15 protein-coding genes are annotated in these 17,895 nt (G+C 71.7%); 14 read left to right on the forward strand and 1 reads right to left on the reverse strand.

The features are described from left to right. The first annotated feature begins 79 nt into the window (after positions 1-79). The 13 genes from IF88_RS0100700 to IF88_RS0100760 all read left to right on the forward strand — a co-directional run bounded on the left by IF88_RS0100700 (position 80) and on the right by IF88_RS0100760 (position 15,945). Complete coding sequence (locus IF88_RS0100700) at positions 80-1,072, forward strand: aspartate carbamoyltransferase catalytic subunit (RefSeq protein ID WP_030706336.1); 993 nt, start codon at positions 80-82, stop codon at positions 1,070-1,072. A 2-nt stretch (positions 1,073-1,074) separates the two neighbouring features. Next, positions 1,075-2,361, forward strand: coding sequence for a dihydroorotase (locus tag IF88_RS0100705; protein ID WP_030706338.1), 1,287 nt, complete (start codon positions 1,075-1,077; stop codon positions 2,359-2,361). After that, complete coding sequence (locus tag IF88_RS0100710) at positions 2,358-2,939, forward strand: hypothetical protein (protein WP_030706340.1); 582 nt, start codon at positions 2,358-2,360, stop codon at positions 2,937-2,939. Before IF88_RS0100705 ends, IF88_RS0100710 begins: the two co-directional genes overlap by 4 nt. After that, complete coding sequence (gene carA, locus IF88_RS0100715; RefSeq protein ID WP_030706342.1) at positions 2,936-4,084, forward strand: glutamine-hydrolyzing carbamoyl-phosphate synthase small subunit; 1,149 nt, start codon at positions 2,936-2,938, stop codon at positions 4,082-4,084. Before IF88_RS0100710 ends, carA begins: the two co-directional genes overlap by 4 nt. Continuing rightward, a complete protein-coding gene (gene carB / locus IF88_RS0100720) occupies positions 4,077-7,385 on the forward strand; it encodes a carbamoyl-phosphate synthase large subunit (RefSeq protein WP_030706344.1) in 3,309 nt (1,102 codons plus the stop codon). The genes carA and carB overlap by 8 nt, the downstream gene beginning before the upstream one ends. A 90-nt stretch (positions 7,386-7,475) precedes the next feature. Continuing rightward, positions 7,476-8,585: a quinone-dependent dihydroorotate dehydrogenase gene (locus IF88_RS0100725; RefSeq protein WP_030706346.1), complete on the forward strand. Its 1,110-nt coding sequence runs from the start codon at positions 7,476-7,478 to the stop codon at positions 8,583-8,585. Further along, complete coding sequence (gene pyrF, locus IF88_RS0100730; protein WP_078892617.1) at positions 8,582-9,424, forward strand: orotidine-5'-phosphate decarboxylase; 843 nt, start codon at positions 8,582-8,584, stop codon at positions 9,422-9,424. The genes IF88_RS0100725 and pyrF overlap by 4 nt, the downstream gene beginning before the upstream one ends. 304 nt (positions 9,425-9,728) lie before the next feature. Beyond that, complete coding sequence (locus IF88_RS0100735; protein WP_030008746.1) at positions 9,729-10,052, forward strand: integration host factor; 324 nt, start codon at positions 9,729-9,731, stop codon at positions 10,050-10,052. A gap of 61 nt (positions 10,053-10,113) precedes the next feature. Continuing rightward, the gene (gmk, locus tag IF88_RS0100740; RefSeq protein WP_030706348.1) at positions 10,114-10,677 is read left to right on the forward strand and encodes a guanylate kinase; all 564 of its coding nucleotides are present in this window, start codon (positions 10,114-10,116) and stop codon (positions 10,675-10,677) included. 75 nt (positions 10,678-10,752) lie between these two features. Beyond that, positions 10,753-11,025, forward strand: coding sequence for a DNA-directed RNA polymerase subunit omega (rpoZ, locus tag IF88_RS0100745; RefSeq protein ID WP_004948662.1), 273 nt, complete (start codon positions 10,753-10,755; stop codon positions 11,023-11,025). Between the two features lie 107 nt (positions 11,026-11,132). Next, complete coding sequence (gene coaBC, locus IF88_RS0100750; RefSeq protein ID WP_030706349.1) at positions 11,133-12,347, forward strand: bifunctional phosphopantothenoylcysteine decarboxylase/phosphopantothenate--cysteine ligase CoaBC; 1,215 nt, start codon at positions 11,133-11,135, stop codon at positions 12,345-12,347. 196 nt (positions 12,348-12,543) lie between these two features. Beyond that, positions 12,544-13,752, forward strand: a complete 1,209-nt coding sequence (gene metK / locus IF88_RS0100755) for a methionine adenosyltransferase (RefSeq protein WP_030706350.1) — start codon at positions 12,544-12,546, stop codon at positions 13,750-13,752. Between the two features lie 54 nt (positions 13,753-13,806). Continuing rightward, positions 13,807-15,945 (forward strand): primosomal protein N', encoded by a 2,139-nt coding sequence (locus IF88_RS0100760; RefSeq protein WP_267884474.1) that lies wholly within the window; start codon positions 13,807-13,809, stop codon positions 15,943-15,945. Positions 15,946-16,074: 129 nt separating this feature from the next. Here the strand turns inward: IF88_RS0100760 and IF88_RS0100765 are convergent, their stop codons facing one another. Further along, the gene (locus IF88_RS0100765; RefSeq protein WP_030706353.1) at positions 16,075-16,623 is read right to left on the reverse strand and encodes a hypothetical protein; all 549 of its coding nucleotides are present in this window, start codon (positions 16,621-16,623) and stop codon (positions 16,075-16,077) included. A 294-nt stretch (positions 16,624-16,917) separates the two neighbouring features. Here IF88_RS0100765 and fmt point away from each other — a divergent pair, with 294 nt between their 5' ends. Beyond that, entirely contained in the window at positions 16,918-17,862 is a 945-nt protein-coding gene (gene fmt, locus IF88_RS0100770; protein WP_030706358.1) for a methionyl-tRNA formyltransferase, read from the forward strand. Positions 17,863-17,895 lie beyond the last annotated feature (33 nt).

Below are 17,895 nucleotides of genomic sequence, written 5' to 3' on the forward strand. Positions count from 1 at the left end.
TGCCGAAGCCTGCCCTGCCCGCCCGCACCTCTGCCCGTCAGTCCGCCTGCCTGCCCTCCCGACCTACGGAGCCATCCAGATGAAGCGCCACCTCATCTCGGCCGCCGACCTCACGCGCGACGACGCCGTCCTGATCCTCGACACCGCCGAGGAGATGGCCCGCGTCGCGGACCGGCCGATCAAGAAGCTGCCCACCCTGCGCGGCCTCACGGTCGTCAACCTCTTCTTCGAGGACTCGACCCGCACCCGGATCTCCTTCGAAGCGGCCGCCAAGCGGCTCTCCGCCGACGTCATCAACTTCTCCGCCAAGGGTTCCTCCGTTTCCAAGGGCGAATCCCTGAAGGACACCGCGCTGACCCTGGAGGCCATGGGCGCCGACGCGGTCGTCATCCGCCACCACGCCTCCGGCGCGCCCTACCGGCTCGCGACCTCCGGCTGGATCGACTCCGCCGTGGTCAACGCCGGCGACGGCACCCACGAGCACCCCACCCAGGCCCTGCTGGACGCCTTCACCATGCGCCGCCGCCTGGTCGGCCGCGACGCCGGCCTCGGCAAGGACCTGAACGGCCGCCGGATCACCATCGTCGGCGACATCCTGCACAGCCGCGTGGCCCGCTCCAACGTCCACCTGCTGCACACCCTCGGCGCCGAGGTCACCCTGGTGGCCCCGCCCACGCTCGTCCCGATCGGCGTCGAGAGCTGGCCGTGCGAGGTCTCGTACAGCCTCGACGACGTGCTGCCGAAGTCCGACGCGGTCATGATGCTGCGTGTGCAGCGCGAACGCATGAACGCCGCCTTCTTCCCGACCGAGCGCGAGTACTCCCGCCGGTACGGGCTCGACGGCGACCGCATGGCGAAGATGCCCGAACACGCCATCGTGATGCACCCCGGCCCGATGAACCGCGGCATGGAGATCACCGCCCAGGTCGCCGACTCCGACCGCTGCACGGCCGTCGAGCAGGTCGCCAACGGCGTCTCCACCCGGATGGCCGTCCTGTACCTGCTGCTCGGAGGCTCCGAGCCCGCCGTCACCACCACCCCCGCCGCCGCGCGCACCGAGGAGAGCAAGTAACCATGAGCAAGATCCTTATCCGTGGCGCGAAGGTACTCGGCGGCGAAGCGCAGGACGTCCTGATCGACGGCGAGACCATCGCCGAGGTCGGCCAGGACCTGTCCGCCGAGGGTGCCCAGGTCATCGAGGCCGGGGGCCAGGTCCTCCTCCCGGGCCTCGTCGACCTGCACACCCACCTGCGCGAGCCCGGCCGCGAGGACTCCGAGACCGTCCTCACCGGCACCCGCGCCGCCGCCTCCGGCGGCTACACCGCCGTGTTCGCCATGGCGAACACCTTCCCGGTCGCCGACACCGCCGGCGTCGTCGAGCAGGTCTGGCGCCTGGGCAAGGAGTCCGGCTACTGCGACGTGCAGCCCATCGGCGCCGTCACCGTCGGCCTGGAGGGCAAGCAGCTCTCCGAGCTGGGTGCCATGCACGACTCCGCCGCGCGCGTCACCGTCTTCTCCGACGACGGCAAGTGCGTGGACGACGCCGTGATCATGCGCCGCGCCCTGGAGTACGTGAAGGCCTTCGGCGGCGTCGTCGCCCAGCACGCCCAGGAGCCCCGCCTCACCGAGGGCGCCCAGATGAACGAGGGCGTCGTCTCCGCCGAGCTCGGTCTGGGCGGCTGGCCGGCCGTCGCCGAGGAGTCGATCATCGCCCGCGACGTCCTCCTCGCCGAGCACGTCGGCTCCCGCGTCCACATCTGCCACCTCTCCACCGCCGGCTCCGTCGAGATCGTCCGCTGGGCCAAGTCCCGCGGCATCGACGTCACCGCCGAGGTCACCCCGCACCACCTCCTCCTCACCGAGGAGCTCGTGCGCTCGTACAACGCGGTCTACAAGGTCAACCCGCCGCTGCGCACCGAGCGCGACGTGCTGGCCCTGCGTGAGGCGCTCGCCGACGGCACGATCGACATCGTCGCCACCGACCACGCCCCGCACCCGCACGAGGACAAGGACTGCGAGTGGGCCGCCGCCGCCATGGGCATGGTCGGCCTGGAGACCGCGCTCTCCGTCGTCCAGCAGACGATGGTGGAGACCGGACTGCTCGACTGGGCGGGCGTCGCCGAGCGGATGTCCTTCGCCCCGGCGCGCATCGGCAGCCTGGAGAACCACGGCCGACCCGTCTCGGCAGGTGAACCCGCGAACCTGACCTTGGTCGATACCTCGTACCGTGGTGTCGTGGACCCCGCACACTTCGCCTCCCGCAGCCGCAACACGCCTTACGAGGGCCGTGAGCTGCCGGGGCGCGTCACTCACACCTTCCTGCGGGGCCGGGCAACGGTCGTGGACGGGAAACTGGCGTGACACCTGCAGTAATCCAACTGGCCGCCGAGGCCTCGACGCGACAGTCGGCGGAGGTGACCAGCTTCGGCGCCCGCATCGCGTGGGTGATCGGCCTGGTCGTGTTCGTCGCGTTCGTGTACTGGCTGATGCGGCAGGGCTGGAAATGGCGCGGCGCTCTGCAGAACGACCTGCCGGAGCTGCCCGCCGCCCCCGACGGACTCCCCGAGCACCGGCTGGCCCTGACCGGCCGGTACCACGGGTCCACCACCGCCGGGCAGTGGCTCGACCGGATCGTCGCCCACGGTCTGGGCCTGCGCAGCCGGGTCGAGCTCACGCTCACCGACGCGGGCCTCGACGTGGTCCGGCCGGGGGCGAACGACTTCTTCGTACCGGCCGCGCAGCTGCGCGGCGCCCGCCTCGACAAGGGAATCGCGGGCAAGGTACTCACCGAGGGCGGTCTGCTCGTCGTCACCTGGGCGCACGGCGACAAGCTGATCGACTCCGGATTCCGCTCCGACCGTGCGGCCGAACACGCCGCCTGGGTCGAAGCGATCAACCTCATGAACCAATCCATCACGACGGAAGGCGCCGAACGATGACGACCTCCACCAGGGGAGCAGCCAAAGCTCCCGCCGTACTCGTCCTGGAGGACGGTCGGATCTTCCGCGGCCGTGCCTACGGCGCTGTGGGGGAGACCTTCGGCGAGGCCGTGTTCTCCACCGGCATGACCGGATACCAGGAGACCCTCACCGACCCGTCGTACCACCGGCAGGTCGTCGTGATGACCGCCCCGCACGTGGGCAACACCGGCGTCAACGACGAGGACCCCGAGTCCTCCCGCATCTGGGTGGCCGGCTACGTCGTCCGCGACCCCGCCCGCGTCCCTTCCAACTGGCGCTCGCAGCGCTCGCTGGACGAGGAGCTCGTCAAGCAGGGCGTCGTCGGGATCTCCGGCATCGACACCCGCGCCCTGACCCGCCACCTGCGCGAGCGCGGCGCCATGCGCGTCGGCATCTTCTCCGGCGACGCCTGGACGGGCATCCGCGACGAGGCCCTGCTGGCCAAGGTCCAGTCCCAGCCGCAGATGAAGGGCGCGAACCTCTCCGCCGAGGTCGCCACCAAGGAGGCGTACGTCGTCCCCGCGATCGGCGAGAAGAAGTTCACCGTCGCCGCCGTCGACCTCGGCATCAAGGGCATGACCCCGCACCGGATGGCCGAGCGCGGCATCGAGGTGCACGTGCTGCCCGCCACCGCCACCGTCGAGGACGTGTACGCGGTCGACCCGGACGGCGTGTTCTTCTCCAACGGCCCGGGCGACCCGGCCACCGCCGACGGCCCCGTCGCCGTCATGCAGGGCGTGCTGGAGCGCAAGACGCCGCTCTTCGGCATCTGCTTCGGCAACCAGATCCTGGGCCGCGCGCTCGGCTTCGGCACCTACAAGCTGAAGTACGGCCACCGCGGCATCAACCAGCCGGTGCAGGACCGCACCACCGGCAAGGTCGAGGTCACCGCGCACAACCACGGCTTCGCCGTTGACGCGCCCCTCGACAAGGTCTCGGAGACCGCCTACGGCCGCGCCGAGGTCTCCCACGTCTGCCTGAACGACCAGGTCGTCGAAGGCCTCCAGCTGCTCGACCAGCCGGCCTTCTCCGTCCAGTACCACCCCGAAGCTGCCGCCGGCCCGCACGACGCCGCGTACCTCTTCGACCGTTTCGTATCCCTGATGGAGGCCGAGCGTGCCTAAGCGCACCGATATCCAGTCCGTCCTGGTCATCGGCTCCGGCCCGATCGTCATCGGACAGGCCGCCGAGTTCGACTACTCCGGCACCCAGGCCTGCCGCATCCTCAAGGCCGAGGGCCTGCGGGTCATCCTGGTCAACTCCAACCCCGCGACGATCATGACCGACCCGGAGATCGCCGACGCCACGTACGTCGAGCCGATCACCCCCGAGTTCGTCGAGAAGATCATCGCGAAGGAGCGCCCCGACGCGCTGCTCCCGACCCTCGGCGGCCAGACCGCGCTCAACACCGCGATCTCCATGCACGAGCAGGGTGTGCTGGAGAAGTACGGCGTCGAGCTCATCGGCGCCAACGTCGAGGCCATCAACAAGGGCGAGGACCGCGACCTCTTCAAGGGCGTCGTCGAGGCCGTCAAGGCCAAGATCGGTTACGGCGAGTCCGCCCGCTCGGTCATCTGCCACTCGATGGACGACGTGATCGCGGGCGTCGAGACCCTCGGCGGCTACCCCGTCGTCGTCCGCCCCTCCTTCACCATGGGCGGCGCCGGCTCCGGCTTCGCCCACGACGAGGAAGAGCTGCGCCGCATCGCCGGCCAGGGCCTGACGCTCTCCCCGACCACCGAGGTGCTCCTGGAGGAGTCCATCCTCGGCTGGAAGGAGTACGAGCTGGAGCTGATGCGCGACACCAAGGACAACGTGGTCGTCGTCTGCTCCATCGAGAACTTCGACCCGATGGGCGTCCACACCGGCGACTCCATCACCGTCGCCCCGGCGATGACGCTGACCGACCGCGAGTACCAGCGGCTGCGCGACATCGGCATCGCGATCATCCGCGAGGTCGGCGTCGACACCGGCGGCTGCAACATCCAGTTCGCGATCGACCCGGCCGACGGCCGCGTCATCGTCATCGAGATGAACCCGCGCGTCTCGCGCTCCTCGGCGCTCGCCTCCAAGGCCACCGGCTTCCCGATCGCCAAGATCGCCGCCAAGCTGGCCATCGGCTACACGCTCGACGAGGTCCCCAACGACATCACCGAGAAGACACCGGCCTCCTTCGAGCCGTCCCTCGACTACGTCGTCGTCAAGGCCCCGCGCTTCGCCTTCGAGAAGTTCCCGCTCGCCGACGCCACCCTCACCACCACCATGAAGTCGGTCGGCGAGGCCATGGCCATCGGCCGCAACTTCACCGAGGCGCTCCAGAAGGCCCTGCGCTCCCTGGAGAAGAAGGGCTCGCAGTTCACCTTCGTCGGCGACCCGGGCGACAAGGAAGAGCTGCTGCGCACCGCGGTCCGCCCGACCGACGGCCGCATCAACACCGTCATGCAGGCCATCCGCGCCGGCGCCACCCAGGAGGAGGTCTTCGAGTTCACGAAGATCGACCCCTGGTTCGTCGACCAGCTCTTCCTCATCAAGGAGATCGCGGACGAGCTGACCGCGGCCGACAAGCTCCACCCCGAGCTGCTCGCCGAGGCCAAGCGCCACGGCTTCTCCGACGCCCAGATCGCCGAGATCCGCGGCCTGCGCGAGGACGTCGTCCGCGAGGTCCGCCACGCCCTCGGCGTCCGCCCGGTCTACAAGACGGTCGACACCTGCGCCGCCGAGTTCGCCGCGAAGACCCCGTACTTCTACTCCTCGTACGACGAGGAGTCCGAGGTCGCGCCCCGCACCAGGCCCGCGGTGATCATCCTGGGCTCCGGCCCGAACCGCATCGGCCAGGGCATCGAGTTCGACTACTCCTGCGTCCACGCCTCCTTCGCGCTCAGCGACGCCGGCTTCGAGACCGTGATGGTCAACTGCAACCCGGAGACCGTCTCCACGGACTACGACACCTCCGACCGCCTGTACTTCGAGCCTCTGACGCTCGAAGACGTGCTGGAGATCGTCCACGCGGAGTCGCTGGCCGGCCCCATCGCCGGTGTCATCGTCCAGCTCGGCGGCCAGACCCCCCTGGGTCTCGCCCAGGCGCTCAAGGACAACGGCGTGCCCGTCGTCGGCACCTCCCCGGAGGCGATCCACGCCGCCGAGGACCGCGGGGCCTTCGGCCAGGTCCTCGCCGAGGCCGGTCTGCCGGCCCCCAAGCACGGCACCGCCACCACGTTCACGGGCGCGAAGGCCATCGCCGACGAGATCGGCTACCCGGTCCTCGTCCGCCCGTCCTACGTGCTCGGCGGCCGCGGCATGGAGATCGTCTACGACGAGGCCCGCCTCGAGTCGTACATCGCCGAGTCCACCGAGATCTCCCCGACCCGCCCCGTGCTGGTCGACCGCTTCCTCGACGACGCGATCGAGATCGACGTCGACGCCCTCTACGACGGCCACGAGCTCTACCTCGGCGGCGTCATGGAGCACATCGAGGAAGCCGGCATCCACTCCGGCGACTCGGCCTGCGCACTGCCCCCGATCACCCTCGGCGGCTACGACATCAAGCGCCTGCGCGCCTCCACGGAGGCCATCGCCAAGGGCGTCGGCGTCCGCGGCCTGATCAACATCCAGTTCGCGATGGCGGGCGACATCCTCTACGTCCTGGAGGCCAACCCGCGCGCCTCCCGGACCGTCCCCTTCACCTCGAAGGCCACCGCCGTCCCGCTCGCGAAGGCCGCCGCCCGCATCTCGCTCGGCACCACCATCGCCGAGCTGCGCGAGGAGGGCCTGCTGCCGAGGACCGGCGACGGCGGCACCCTGCCGATCGACGCGCCGATCTCCGTCAAGGAAGCCGTCATGCCGTGGTCGCGCTTCCGCGACATCCACGGCCGCGGCGTGGACACCGTCCTCGGCCCGGAGATGCGCTCCACCGGCGAGGTCATGGGCATCGACGCCGTCTTCGGCACCGCCTACGCCAAGTCGCAGGCCGGCGCCTACGGCCCGCTGCCCACCAAGGGCCGGGCGTTCATCTCCGTCGCCAACCGCGACAAGCGCTCGATGATCTTCCCGGCGCGCGAGCTCGTCGCCCACGGCTTCGAGCTGATGGCCACCTCCGGCACCGCCGAGGTGCTGCGCCGCAACGGCATCAACGCCACCGTGGTGCGCAAGCTCAGCGAGGGCGAGGGCCCGAACGGCGAGAAGACCATCGTCCAGCTGATCCACGACGGCCAGGTCGACCTGATCGTCAACACCCCGTACGGCACCGGCGGCCGCCTCGACGGCTACGAGATCCGCACGGCGGCCGTGGCCCGCAGCGTCCCGTGCCTCACCACGGTCCAGGCACTCGCCGCGGCCGTCCAGGGCATCGACGCGCTCAACCGCGGCGACGTGGGCGTGCGCTCCCTCCAGGAGCACGCGGAGCACCTGACCGCGGCCCGCGACTAAGCAGCCCGTACAGCCCGGAAACGGGAGGGGGGACACCGGTTTCACGACGGGTGTCCCCCTTTCCATGAGCGCAGAGGGATCCTCTCGACGATGTACGAACTCTTCTTCAACCTGGTCTTCAAGCGGATGGACCCGGAGAAGGCCCACTACACGGCCTTCCGCTGGATCCGCCTCGCCGCCCGCACCCCCGTGCTGCGCACCTTCGTCGCGGCCTACCTCGCCCCCCGCCACAAGGAGCTCCGCACCGAGGCCCTCGGCCTGCGCATGCACGGCCCCTTCGGCCTCGCGGCCGGCTTCGACAAGAACGCCGTGGCCATCGACGGCATGTCGATGCTCGGCTTCGACCACGTCGAGATCGGCACGGTCACGGCCGAGCCGCAGCCCGGCAACCCCAAGAAGCGGCTGTTCCGCCTCGTGCCGGACCGCGCGCTGATCAACCGGATGGGCTTCAACAACGAGGGCTCCGCGGCCGTCGCGGACCGCCTGGCGGCCCGCCGGCCCGTCTTCAGGACGGTCGTCGGCGTCAACATCGGCAAGACGAAGGTCGTGCCGGAGGAGGAGGCGGTGGCGGACTACGTCGCCTCCACCGAGCGGCTCGCCCGCCACGCCGACTACCTCGTCGTGAACGTCTCCTCGCCGAACACCCCGGGCCTGCGCAACCTCCAGGCCACCGAGTCGCTGCGCCCGCTGCTCACGGCCGTACGGGAGGCCGCGGACCGCACCGTGACCGACCGCCGGGTCCCGTTGCTGGTCAAGATCGCCCCCGACCTGGCCGACGAGGACGTCGACGCGGTCGCCGACCTGGCCCTGGAGCTGGGCCTCGACGGCATCATCGCGACGAACACCACCATCGCGCGGGAGGGCCTCGGTCTGAAGTCCTCCCCGTCCCTCGTGAAGGAGACGGGCGGACTGTCCGGCGCCCCGGTCAAGGAGCGCTCGCTGGAGGTCCTGCGCCGCCTGTACGCCCGCGTGGGGGACCGGCTGGTCCTGGTCGGGGTCGGCGGCATCGAGAACGCCGAGGACGCCTGGCAGCGGATCCTGGCCGGGGCCACGCTGATCCAGGGCTACAGCGCCTTCATCTACGAGGGCCCCTGCTACGCCCGCGCCATCCACAAGGGCCTGGCCGCGCGCCTGGCCCTCAGCCCGTACGCGACGCTCGCCGAAGCGGTGGGCGCCGAGACCCGAAAGGCCGCGAAGTGAGCCCTGTGACCCCGTTCGGCACCCGCCTGCGCCAGGCGATGGACACCCGCGGCCCGCTGTGCGTGGGCATCGACCCGCACGCCGAGCTGCTGGCCCAGTGGGGCCTGTCCGACGACATCGCGGGCCTGGAGCGGTTCTCCCGCACCGTCGTGGAGGCGCTCGCGGAGTCGGTGGCGGTCTTCAAGCCTCAGGCGGCCTTCTTCGAGCGGTTCGGCTCGAAGGGCGTGGCCGTCCTGGAGCGGACCGTCGCGGACGCCCGGGCGGCCGGGACCCTGGTCGTGATGGACGCCAAGCGGGGCGACATCGGCTCGACCATGGCCGCGTACGCCTCGGCCTTCCTGGACCCGGCCTCGCCGCTGTTCTCGGACGCGCTGACGGTCTCCCCCTACCTGGGCTACGGCTCCCTGAAGCCCGCGGTGGAACTGGCCCGCGCCTCGGGCGCCGGCCTGTTCGTGCTCGCCCTGACCTCGAACCCGGAGGGCGCGGAGGTCCAGCGGGCGGTCCGGGAGGACGGCCGGACCATCGGCGCGACGATGCTGGCGCACCTGGCGGCGGAGAACGCGGACGCCTCCCCGATGGGGTCCTTCGGCGCGGTGGTCGGTGCCACGCTCGGCGACCTGTCCTCCTTCGACCTGGACATCAACGGGCCGTTGCTGGCCCCCGGCATCGGCGCGCAGGGGGCGACGGCGGCGGACCTTCCGGCGGTGTTCGGCAAGGCCGTGCGCAACGTCGTCCCGAACGTGTCGCGGGGCGTCCTGAAGCACGGTCCGGACGTCACGGCGCTGCGCGACTCGGCGCGCCGGTTCGCCGACGAGATCGGCGAGGCCGTTTCCGCGTAATCGTCCGCCCGTGGAGGCCGCCCGCGTCCCTCGCGGCGCGGCCTCTCGCGCTTCTTGGCGAAACCCGAACGCTCTTCATCGGACAAAACAGAGGTATTTTGTCCGTGATGTACGGTTCAGTGGAGGCTGACCAGGACTTTTCGTCCGTTCTCGCTGACTGGAGCGGTGTTGGCCGCTAGTCTCCGAGCAGAGTGAACGTGCAGCGAACGCGTTTCGATCGCTGTTCGGGAGCTCGCCAGGTGTGGTGCCTTCGGGCTGCCCACCGGTCCGTATCCGACAGTTCGACATCCGAGGTGACGTAGGCGTGGCTCTTCCGCCCCTTACCCCTGAACAGCGCGCAGCCGCGCTCGAAAAGGCCGCCGCGGCTCGCCGGGAGCGGGCCGAGGTCAAGAATCGACTCAAGCACTCCGGCGCCTCGCTCCAAGAGGTCATCAAGACGGGCCAGGAGAACGACGTCATCGGCAAGATGAAGGTCTCCGCCCTGCTGGAGTCGCTGCCTGGCGTGGGCAAGGTGCGCGCCAAGCAGATCATGGAGCGTCTCGGCATCTCCGAGTCCCGGCGTGTCCGAGGTCTCGGTTCCAACCAGATCGCCTCTCTGGAGCGCGAGTTCGGCAGCACCGGCGCCTGAGGCGTCGACTGAAGTTCTCCCGGCGTTCTCAGGCAGTCCCGAGAACCTGGATAATCGCTCTATGGCAGCAGAGGTTCGTCCGCGGCTGACCGTGCTCTCCGGCCCCTCAGGGGTCGGCAAGAGCACGGTCGTCGCGCATATGCGCAAGGTTCACCCCGAGGTATGGCTCTCGGTGTCGGCCACCACCCGCAAGCCGCGGCCCGGTGAGCGACACGGAGTCCACTACTTCTTCGTCAATGACGACGAGTTCGACAAGCTGATCGCCAACGGCGAGCTGCTGGAGTGGGCCGAGTTCGCGGGCAACCGCTACGGCACACCGCGCGGCGCGGTACTGGAGCGCCTGGACAACGGCGAGCCGGTACTGCTGGAGATCGATCTCCAGGGGGCACGGCTCGTCCGCGAGTCCATGTCCGACGCCCAGCTCGTCTTCCTGGCCCCGCCGAGCTGGGACGAACTGGTCCGCCGGCTCACCGGCCGCGGCACCGAATCGGCCGAGGTGATCGAGCGCCGGCTCGCCTCCGCCAAGATCGAGCTCGCTGCCGAGTCGGAGTTCGACACCACCCTGGTCAACACCTCCGTCGAGGACGTGGCGCGTGAGCTGCTAGCCTTGATGGAAGTCGTCTGATTCGTTGGTCGATTTTTCATGATCGAACGAATCGTGATCGATTCGATCTTTCCCACATTCTTCGGAAGGTAGAGCGTGTCCTCTTCCATCACTGCGCCCGAGGGCATCATCAACCCGCCGATCGACGAGCTGCTCGAGGCTACCGACTCGAAGTACAGCCTCGTGATCTACGCGGCCAAGCGCGCGCGTCAGATCAACGCGTACTACTCGCAGCTCGGTGAGGGCCTGCTGGAGTACGTCGGCCCGCTGGTGGACACCCACGTCCACGAGAAGCCGCTTTCGATCGCGCTGCGCGAGATCAACGCGGGTCTGCTGACCTCCGAGGCCATCGAGGCCCCGGCCCAGTAAGGCGCGAGAAATCCTTTCACCACAGGCCCGGCAGAACATCTGCCGGGCCTGTGGTGTGTCATGGGGAGCGACGGTGAACGTGGACAAGGCTCGAAGGGGAGTGCGTGGTGGGTAAGCCGAAGGTCGTGCTGGGGGTCAGCGGCGGGATCGCCGCCTACAAGTCGTGCGAGCTGCTCCGCCTGCTGACAGAGTCCGGCCACGATGTGCGGGTGGTGCCCACCGCGGCCTCCCTGAACTTCGTCGGCGAGGCGACCTGGGCCGCCCTGTCCGGGAACCCGGCCTCCACCGAGGTGTGGGAGTCCGTCCACGAGGTGCCGCACGTGCGCATCGGGCAGTCCGCCGACCTCGTCGTCGTCGCCCCGGCGACCGCCGACCTGCTGGCCAAGGCCGCCCACGGGCTCGCCGACGACCTCCTCACGAACACGCTGCTGACCGCCCGATGTCCGGTGGTCTTCGCCCCCGCCATGCACACCGAGATGTGGGAGCACCCGGCCACCCAGGAGAACGTGGCCACCCTGCGCCGGCGCGGCGCCCTCGTCATCGAGCCCGCGGTCGGCCGGCTCACCGGCAAGGACACCGGCAAGGGGCGGCTGCCCGACCCGGCGGAGATCTACGAGGTGTGCCGCAGGGTCCTGGCGCGCGGGGTGGACGAGCCGGACCTCGTGGGGCGGCACGTGGTGATCAGCGCGGGCGGCACGCGGGAACCGCTGGACCCGGTCCGCTTCCTCGGCAACCGCTCCTCCGGCAAGCAGGGCTACGCGCTCGCCCGTACGGCCGTCGCCCGCGGGGCCCGCGTCACCCTGGTGGCGGCCAACACCGCGCTGGCCGACCCGGCCGGGGCGGACGTCGTACGGGTGGGGACGGCGGTCCAGCTGCGGGAGGCCGTGCTCAAGGCGGCGGCGGACGCCGACGTCGTGGTGATGGCCGCCGCCGTGGCCGACTTCCGGCCCGCCGAGTACGCGGGCGGGAAGATCAAGAAGAAGGACGGGCAGGACCCCGCGCCGGTCGCCCTCGTGCGCAATCCGGACGTTCTGGCGGAGATCTCGGCCGACCGGGCCCGGGACGGGCAGGTCGTGGTGGGGTTCGCCGCGGAGACCGACGACGTCCTCGCCAACGGCCGGGCCAAGCTCCTGCGCAAGGGATGTGATCTTCTCGTCGTGAACGAGGTCGGCGAAGCCCGCACCTTCGGTTCCGAGGAGAACGAAGCCGTCATCCTGGCCTCTGAGGGGTCGGAGATCCAGGTCCCCTATGGACCGAAGGAAGCCCTGGCCGAGGTCATTTGGGACCAGGTGTCCGTCCGGCTGGCGCCGCGACGCGCTTGAGCCGATTGCCCTTCTCCTGGTCACCTCCGTGGGTCAGAATGAGGTGCCGCAGGTCACACGGCTCCCATAAGGCGAGACGGGTGGTCCCGGAAACGGTGGCGACCGATAAACTGCACCAGGAACGTGATCGGGCGCAGCCCCCGGTGTGGTTCCGCCAAATGATCAGCCAGCAGCCGCTGCAACCCCAGGGAGCGTTGTGTCCCGTCGTCTGTTTACCTCGGAGTCCGTGACCGAGGGCCACCCCGACAAGATCGCTGACCAGATCAGCGACACGATCCTCGACGCGCTCCTCTCCGAGGACCCGACCTCGCGCGTGGCCGTGGAGACCCTCATCACCACCGGTCTCGTGCACATCGCGGGCGAGGTGACGACGAAGGCCTACGCGCCGATCGCGCAGCTCGTCCGGGAGAAGATCCTCGAGATCGGCTACGACTCCTCGAAGAAGGGCTTCGACGGCGCCTCGTGCGGCGTGTCGGTGTCCATCGGTGCCCAGTCCCCTGACATCGCGCAGGGCGTCGACACCGCCTACGAGAAGCGGGTCGAGGGCGACGAGGACGAGCTCGACAAGCAGGGCGCGGGCGACCAGGGCCTGATGTTCGGCTACGCCTGCGACGAGACCCCCGAGCTCATGCCGCTCCCGATCCACATCGCGCACCGGCTGTCCAAGCGGCTCTCCGAGGTCCGCAAGAACGGGACCATCCCGTACCTGCGCCCCGACGGCAAGACCCAGGTCACCATCGAGTACGACGGCGACAAGGCCGTGCGCCTGGACACCGTCGTGGTCTCCTCGCAGCACGCCTCGGACATCGACCTGGACTCGCTGCTCGCTCCGGACATCCGCGAGTTCGTCGTCGAGCACGTGCTGGCCCAGCTCGTCGAGGACGGCATCAAGCTCGACACCGAGGGCTACCGCCTGCTGGTCAACCCGACCGGCCGTTTCGAGATCGGCGGCCCGATGGGCGACGCCGGCCTGACCGGCCGCAAGATCATCATCGACACCTACGGCGGCATGGCCCGCCACGGCGGCGGCGCGTTCTCCGGCAAGGACCCGTCCAAGGTCGACCGCTCCGCCGCCTACGCCATGCGCTGGGTCGCCAAGAACGTCGTGGCCGCCGGCCTCGCCTCGCGCTGCGAGGTCCAGGTCGCGTACGCCATCGGCAAGGCAGAGCCCGTCGGTCTCTTCGTCGAGACCTTCGGCACCGCCAAGGTCGAGGTCCAGAAGATCGAGGACGCGATCGGCGAGGTCTTCGACCTGCGCCCGGCCGCGATCATCCGCGACCTGGACCTGCTGCGCCCGATCTACGCGCAGACCGCCGCCTACGGCCACTTCGGCCGTGAGCTGCCGGACTTCACCTGGGAGCGCACCGACCGCGTCGACGCGCTGCGCACGGCCGCCGGTCTGTAAGCACCACCGCTCGTAGGCGCTCGGCCCCGGACCTCCTGGTCCGGGGCCGTTCGCATGCCGTGGCTGTCGGTGGGGTTTGGTAAGAATGCTGATGTGAGCAGCGCGAACGATTCCCAGCCGGAGCAGCTCGCACTGATCCGGGAGATGGTCGCCGAGGCGAAGGCCAAGGCGCCCAAGGCGAAGCCGCGCACCTGGCGGGGGGCCGCCCTGGCCGAGGAACTGCCGGTCGCCCGGGTCCTCGTGAACAAGGGCGTGCTCCACCTCGACAGGACCTTCGACTACGCCGTGCCCGCCGAGCTCTCCGAGGCCGCCCAGCCCGGCGTCCGCGTCCGCGTCCGCTTCGGCGCCGGCTCCCACCACGTACGCGGGGGCCGCCGCGAGGGCGGCAGCCTCATCGACGGGTTCATCGTCGAGCGCCGCGCCGAGTCCGACTACAACGGGGCGCTCGCCGCGCTCGCCCAGGTGGTCTCGCCCGAGGTGGTCCTCAGCCCCCGCATGCTCGCCCTCGCCCGGGCCGTCGCCGACCGGTACGCGGGCAGCCTCGCCGACGTGCTCCAGCTCGCCCTGCCCGCGCGGAGCGCCAAGGCCGAGGCCAAGCCCTCGCCGGAGCCGCTGCCCCCGCCCGCCGCGCCCGAGCCCGCCGGCTGGGAGCGGTACGGCGCCGGGCCCGCCTTCCTGCGGGCCCTGGCCACCGGAGCCGCCCCCCGCGCCGTGTGGACCGCCCTGCCCGGCCCCGGCTGGGCCGACGAACTCGCCCGCGCCATGGCCGCCACCCTCGCCTCCGGGCGCGGCGCCCTCGCCGTGGTCCCCGACGGGCGCACCGCCGCCCGGGTCGACCAGGCGCTGACCGCCCTGCTCGGCGAGGGACGGCACGCGCTGCTGACCGCCGAGTCCGGACCCGAGAAGCGCTACCGCCAGTGGCTCGCCGTGAACCGGGGCTCGGTGCGCGCCGTCATCGGGACCCGGGCGGCGATGTTCGCCCCCGTACGGGACCTCGGACTGGTCGCCGTCTGGGACGACGGCGACTCCAGCCACAGCGACGACAACGCCCCCTTCCCGCACGTCCGGGAGGTGCTGGAACTGCGCGCGGTCAGCGACGGCTGCGCCTTCCTGGCCGGGAGCACGAGCTGCACCGTGGAGGCGGCGCAGCTGGTCGAGTCGGGCTGGGCCCGGCCGCTCGTCGCGAGCCGCGAGACGGTACGGGCCTGCGCCCCCCGGATCCGGACCGTGGGCGACGAGCTGCTCGCCCGCGACGAGGCCGCCCGCGCCGCGCGACTGCCGAGCCTGGCGTGGGAGACCGTACGGGAGGGGCTGAAGACCGGGCCCGTGCTCGTCCAGGTGCCCCGGCGGGGCTACGTCCCGCGACTGGCGTGCGAGCGCTGCCGGACCCCCGCCCGCTGCTCGGTCTGCGCGGGCCCCCTGGAGGCCCCCGACGAGCGGGACCTGCAGTGCGGGTGGTGCGGGCGCGCCGAGCCGGCCTGGCACTGCGAGGAGTGCGGCTCGTTCCGGCTGCGCGCCCAGGTGGTCGGCGCCCGGCGGACGGCCGAGGAGCTGGGCCGGGCCTTCCCGGCCGTGCCCGTACGGACTTCCGGGCGCGACCACGTGCTCGACGAGGTGCCGGACCGGCCGGCGCTGGTGGTGTGCACGCCGGGCGCCGAGCCGGTGGCGGCCGGCGCCGGGTACGCGGCCGCGCTGCTCCTCGACGGCTGGGCCATGCTGACCCGGCCCGACCTGCGCGCGGGCGAGGACGCGCTGCGGCGGTGGATCACGGCCGCCTCGCTCGTCCGGGGCGACGGGCAGGTCGTGGTGGTCGCCGAGCCGACGCTGCGGCCGGTCCAGGCGCTCGTACGGTGGGACCCGGTGGGCCACGCCGTCCGGGAGCTCGCGGAGCGGGCCCAGCTCGGCTTCCCGCCGGTCTCGCGGATGGCGGCCGTGGCCGGGCGGGGCGAGGCGGTGGAGGCCTTCCTGGCCGGCGCCGGGCTGCCGCCGGACGCGGAGATCCTGGGCCCGGTCCCGATACCGGGGCGGCGCGGGGAGCGGTCCCCGGGCGAGCGGGCGCTGGTCCGCGTCCCGCCGGGCAGCGGCGCGGCCCTGGCGGCCGCCCTGAAGACCGCGCAGGCGGCCCGGATGGCACGGGGCGTCGCGGCGGCCGACGCGGTGCGGGTCCGGATCGACCCGCCGGACATCGGCTGACCGGACGGGCAGCACACGCGGAAGCCCCCGGCGGGAGACGCTGGGTCGTCCCGCCGGGGGCGGATTCAGGCGCGGCGAGCGGCGGCGGCCGGCCGTCGGGGGTCGGCGTCCCGGCGGCAGGACACGAGGTCAGCCGTTGCGCGGACCGGGGAAGGCGGGGGAGCGCGGGGCCTCCCCGAGGCTCCGGCCCGGGTTCCCCCCGGCCGCCGCCTGGGCCTCCTCGCGCACCGGCTGCGGCGGCACGGAGCGGGCGGCCGGCACGGTGGGCAGCGGCCCCATGGTCCGGGTGGTCGTGCCCTCGGCCAGCGGCTCCGCGGACTCGGCGGACTGCGCCCGCCGGGCGCCGTAGCGGCGGTGCACGGCCTGCTTGGTGACGCCGAGCGCCGAACCGACCGCGTCCCACGAGAAACCGAGCGAGCGGTCGAAGTCCACCGCGGCGGTGACCAGTGTCTCGACGCTGTCCCGCAGCTCCTGCGCGAGGCGGACGGTGGGCGCGGGTGCCCGGCCGTAGACGACGAAGCCCGTGGAGGGACCGGAGCGGCGCGGGCGGTACACGTTGCCGAGCTGGGCGGTGAGCGTACGCAGGGCATCCACCTGCCGGCGAACCCGCTCGATGTCCCGTACCAGGAGGTGCAGGCTGGCCCGGGCTTGGGCGTCGTGGGTGGCGTGGTCGGCCATGAAGAAGCCTCTCGAACCGGTGCTGAAGGGCGGATCGGGCCGCAGACACCGTTCACACGCGGCCCGTTTTGGTCAATCTCTCTTGACCAACGCGCCACCCGTCGCCCAGGTCACGCTGTGGGGGCGTGTCGGCATATGCGAGAGGCGCGCGCGTGTGCGTACGCCCCCTCACGGCGCAGGTGATCCATGGTGAGCGCCGGGCGGACCCGAGCCGGACGACCTTCGGGCGGCCCCCGGGCGCCCGCCCCATAGACTGGTGCGCTGCTGACAGCCGAGATAGCGAGGTAGGACCCAGTGAAGCTCGTCTTCGCAGGCACCCCCGAGGTCGCCGTACCCGCCCTGGACGCCCTGATCGCCTCCGGGCGGCACGAGGTCGCCGCCGTCGTCACCCGGCCCGACGCACCGGCCGGCCGCGGCCGCCGGCTCGTCGCCAGCCCGGTCGCCGAGCGCGCCGAGGAAGCGGGCATCGAGGTCCTCAAGCCCGCACGGCCGCGCGACCCCGACTTCCAGGCCCGGCTGCGCGAGATCGCCCCGGACTGCTGCCCGGTGGTCGCCTACGGGGCCCTGCTCCCCAAGAGCGCCCTCGACATCCCCAAGCACGGATGGGTCAACCTGCACTTCTCGCTGCTGCCCGCCTGGCGCGGCGCCGCGCCCGTCCAGCACTCGATCATGGCGGGCGACCAGGTCACCGGCGCGTCCACCTTCCTCATCGAGGAGGGCCTGGACTCCGGCCCGGTCTACGGCATCCTCACCGAGGAGATCCGCCCGACCGACACCAGCGGCGACCTGCTCACACGGCTGGCCTTCGCCGGCTCCGGGCTGCTGGCCGCCACCATGGACGGCATCGAGGACGGCACCCTGCGCGCCGTCGCGCAGCCCGCCGACGGCATCTCCCTCGCGCCCAAGATCACCGTCGAGGACGCCCGCCTCGACTGGACGGCCCCCGCGATGCGCGCCGACCGCGTGGTGCGCGGCTGCACGCCGGCCCCGGGCGCCTGGACCGTCTTCCGCGGGGAGCGGCTCAAGCTGATCTCGCTGGGCCCGGTGGCCGACCGCACCGACCTGGCGCCCGGCGAGCTCGCCCCGGCCAAGAACCACGTCCACGTGGGCACCGGCTCGCACGCCGTGGAGCTGCTGTGGGTGCAGCCCCAGGGCAAGAAGCCGATGCGCGCCGCAGACTGGGCCCGCGGGGTGCGGATCGCGCCCGGCGAGCGGCTCGGCGGGGCCGACGTAGGCTGAATCCAGCCGAGCCGAATCCGGCCGCGCCGTCCT

This window comes from Streptomyces sp. NRRL F-2580 (genome assembly GCF_000720115.1).
Lineage (GTDB): Bacteria > Actinomycetota > Actinomycetes > Streptomycetales > Streptomycetaceae > Streptomyces.

What these genes read in the sequence shown, in the direction of transcription:
- IF88_RS0100705 (WP_030706338.1), top strand. Translation starts at nt 1,075, where the DNA reads ATGAGCAAGATCCTTATCCGTGGCGCGAAGGTACTCGGCGGCGAAGCG.
- carA (WP_030706342.1), top strand. Translation starts at nt 2,936, where the DNA reads ATGACGACCTCCACCAGGGGAGCAGCCAAAGCTCCCGCCGTACTCGTC.
- IF88_RS0100765 (WP_030706353.1), bottom strand. Translation starts at nt 16,623, where the DNA reads ATGGCCGACCACGCCACCCACGACGCCCAAGCCCGGGCCAGCCTGCAC.
- IF88_RS0100700 (WP_030706336.1), top strand. Translation starts at nt 80, where the DNA reads ATGAAGCGCCACCTCATCTCGGCCGCCGACCTCACGCGCGACGACGCC.
- IF88_RS0100760 (WP_267884474.1), top strand. Translation starts at nt 13,807, where the DNA reads ATGCCGTGGCTGTCGGTGGGGTTTGGTAAGAATGCTGATGTGAGCAGC.
- gmk (WP_030706348.1), top strand. Translation starts at nt 10,114, where the DNA reads ATGGCAGCAGAGGTTCGTCCGCGGCTGACCGTGCTCTCCGGCCCCTCA.
- IF88_RS0100725 (WP_030706346.1), top strand. Translation starts at nt 7,476, where the DNA reads ATGTACGAACTCTTCTTCAACCTGGTCTTCAAGCGGATGGACCCGGAG.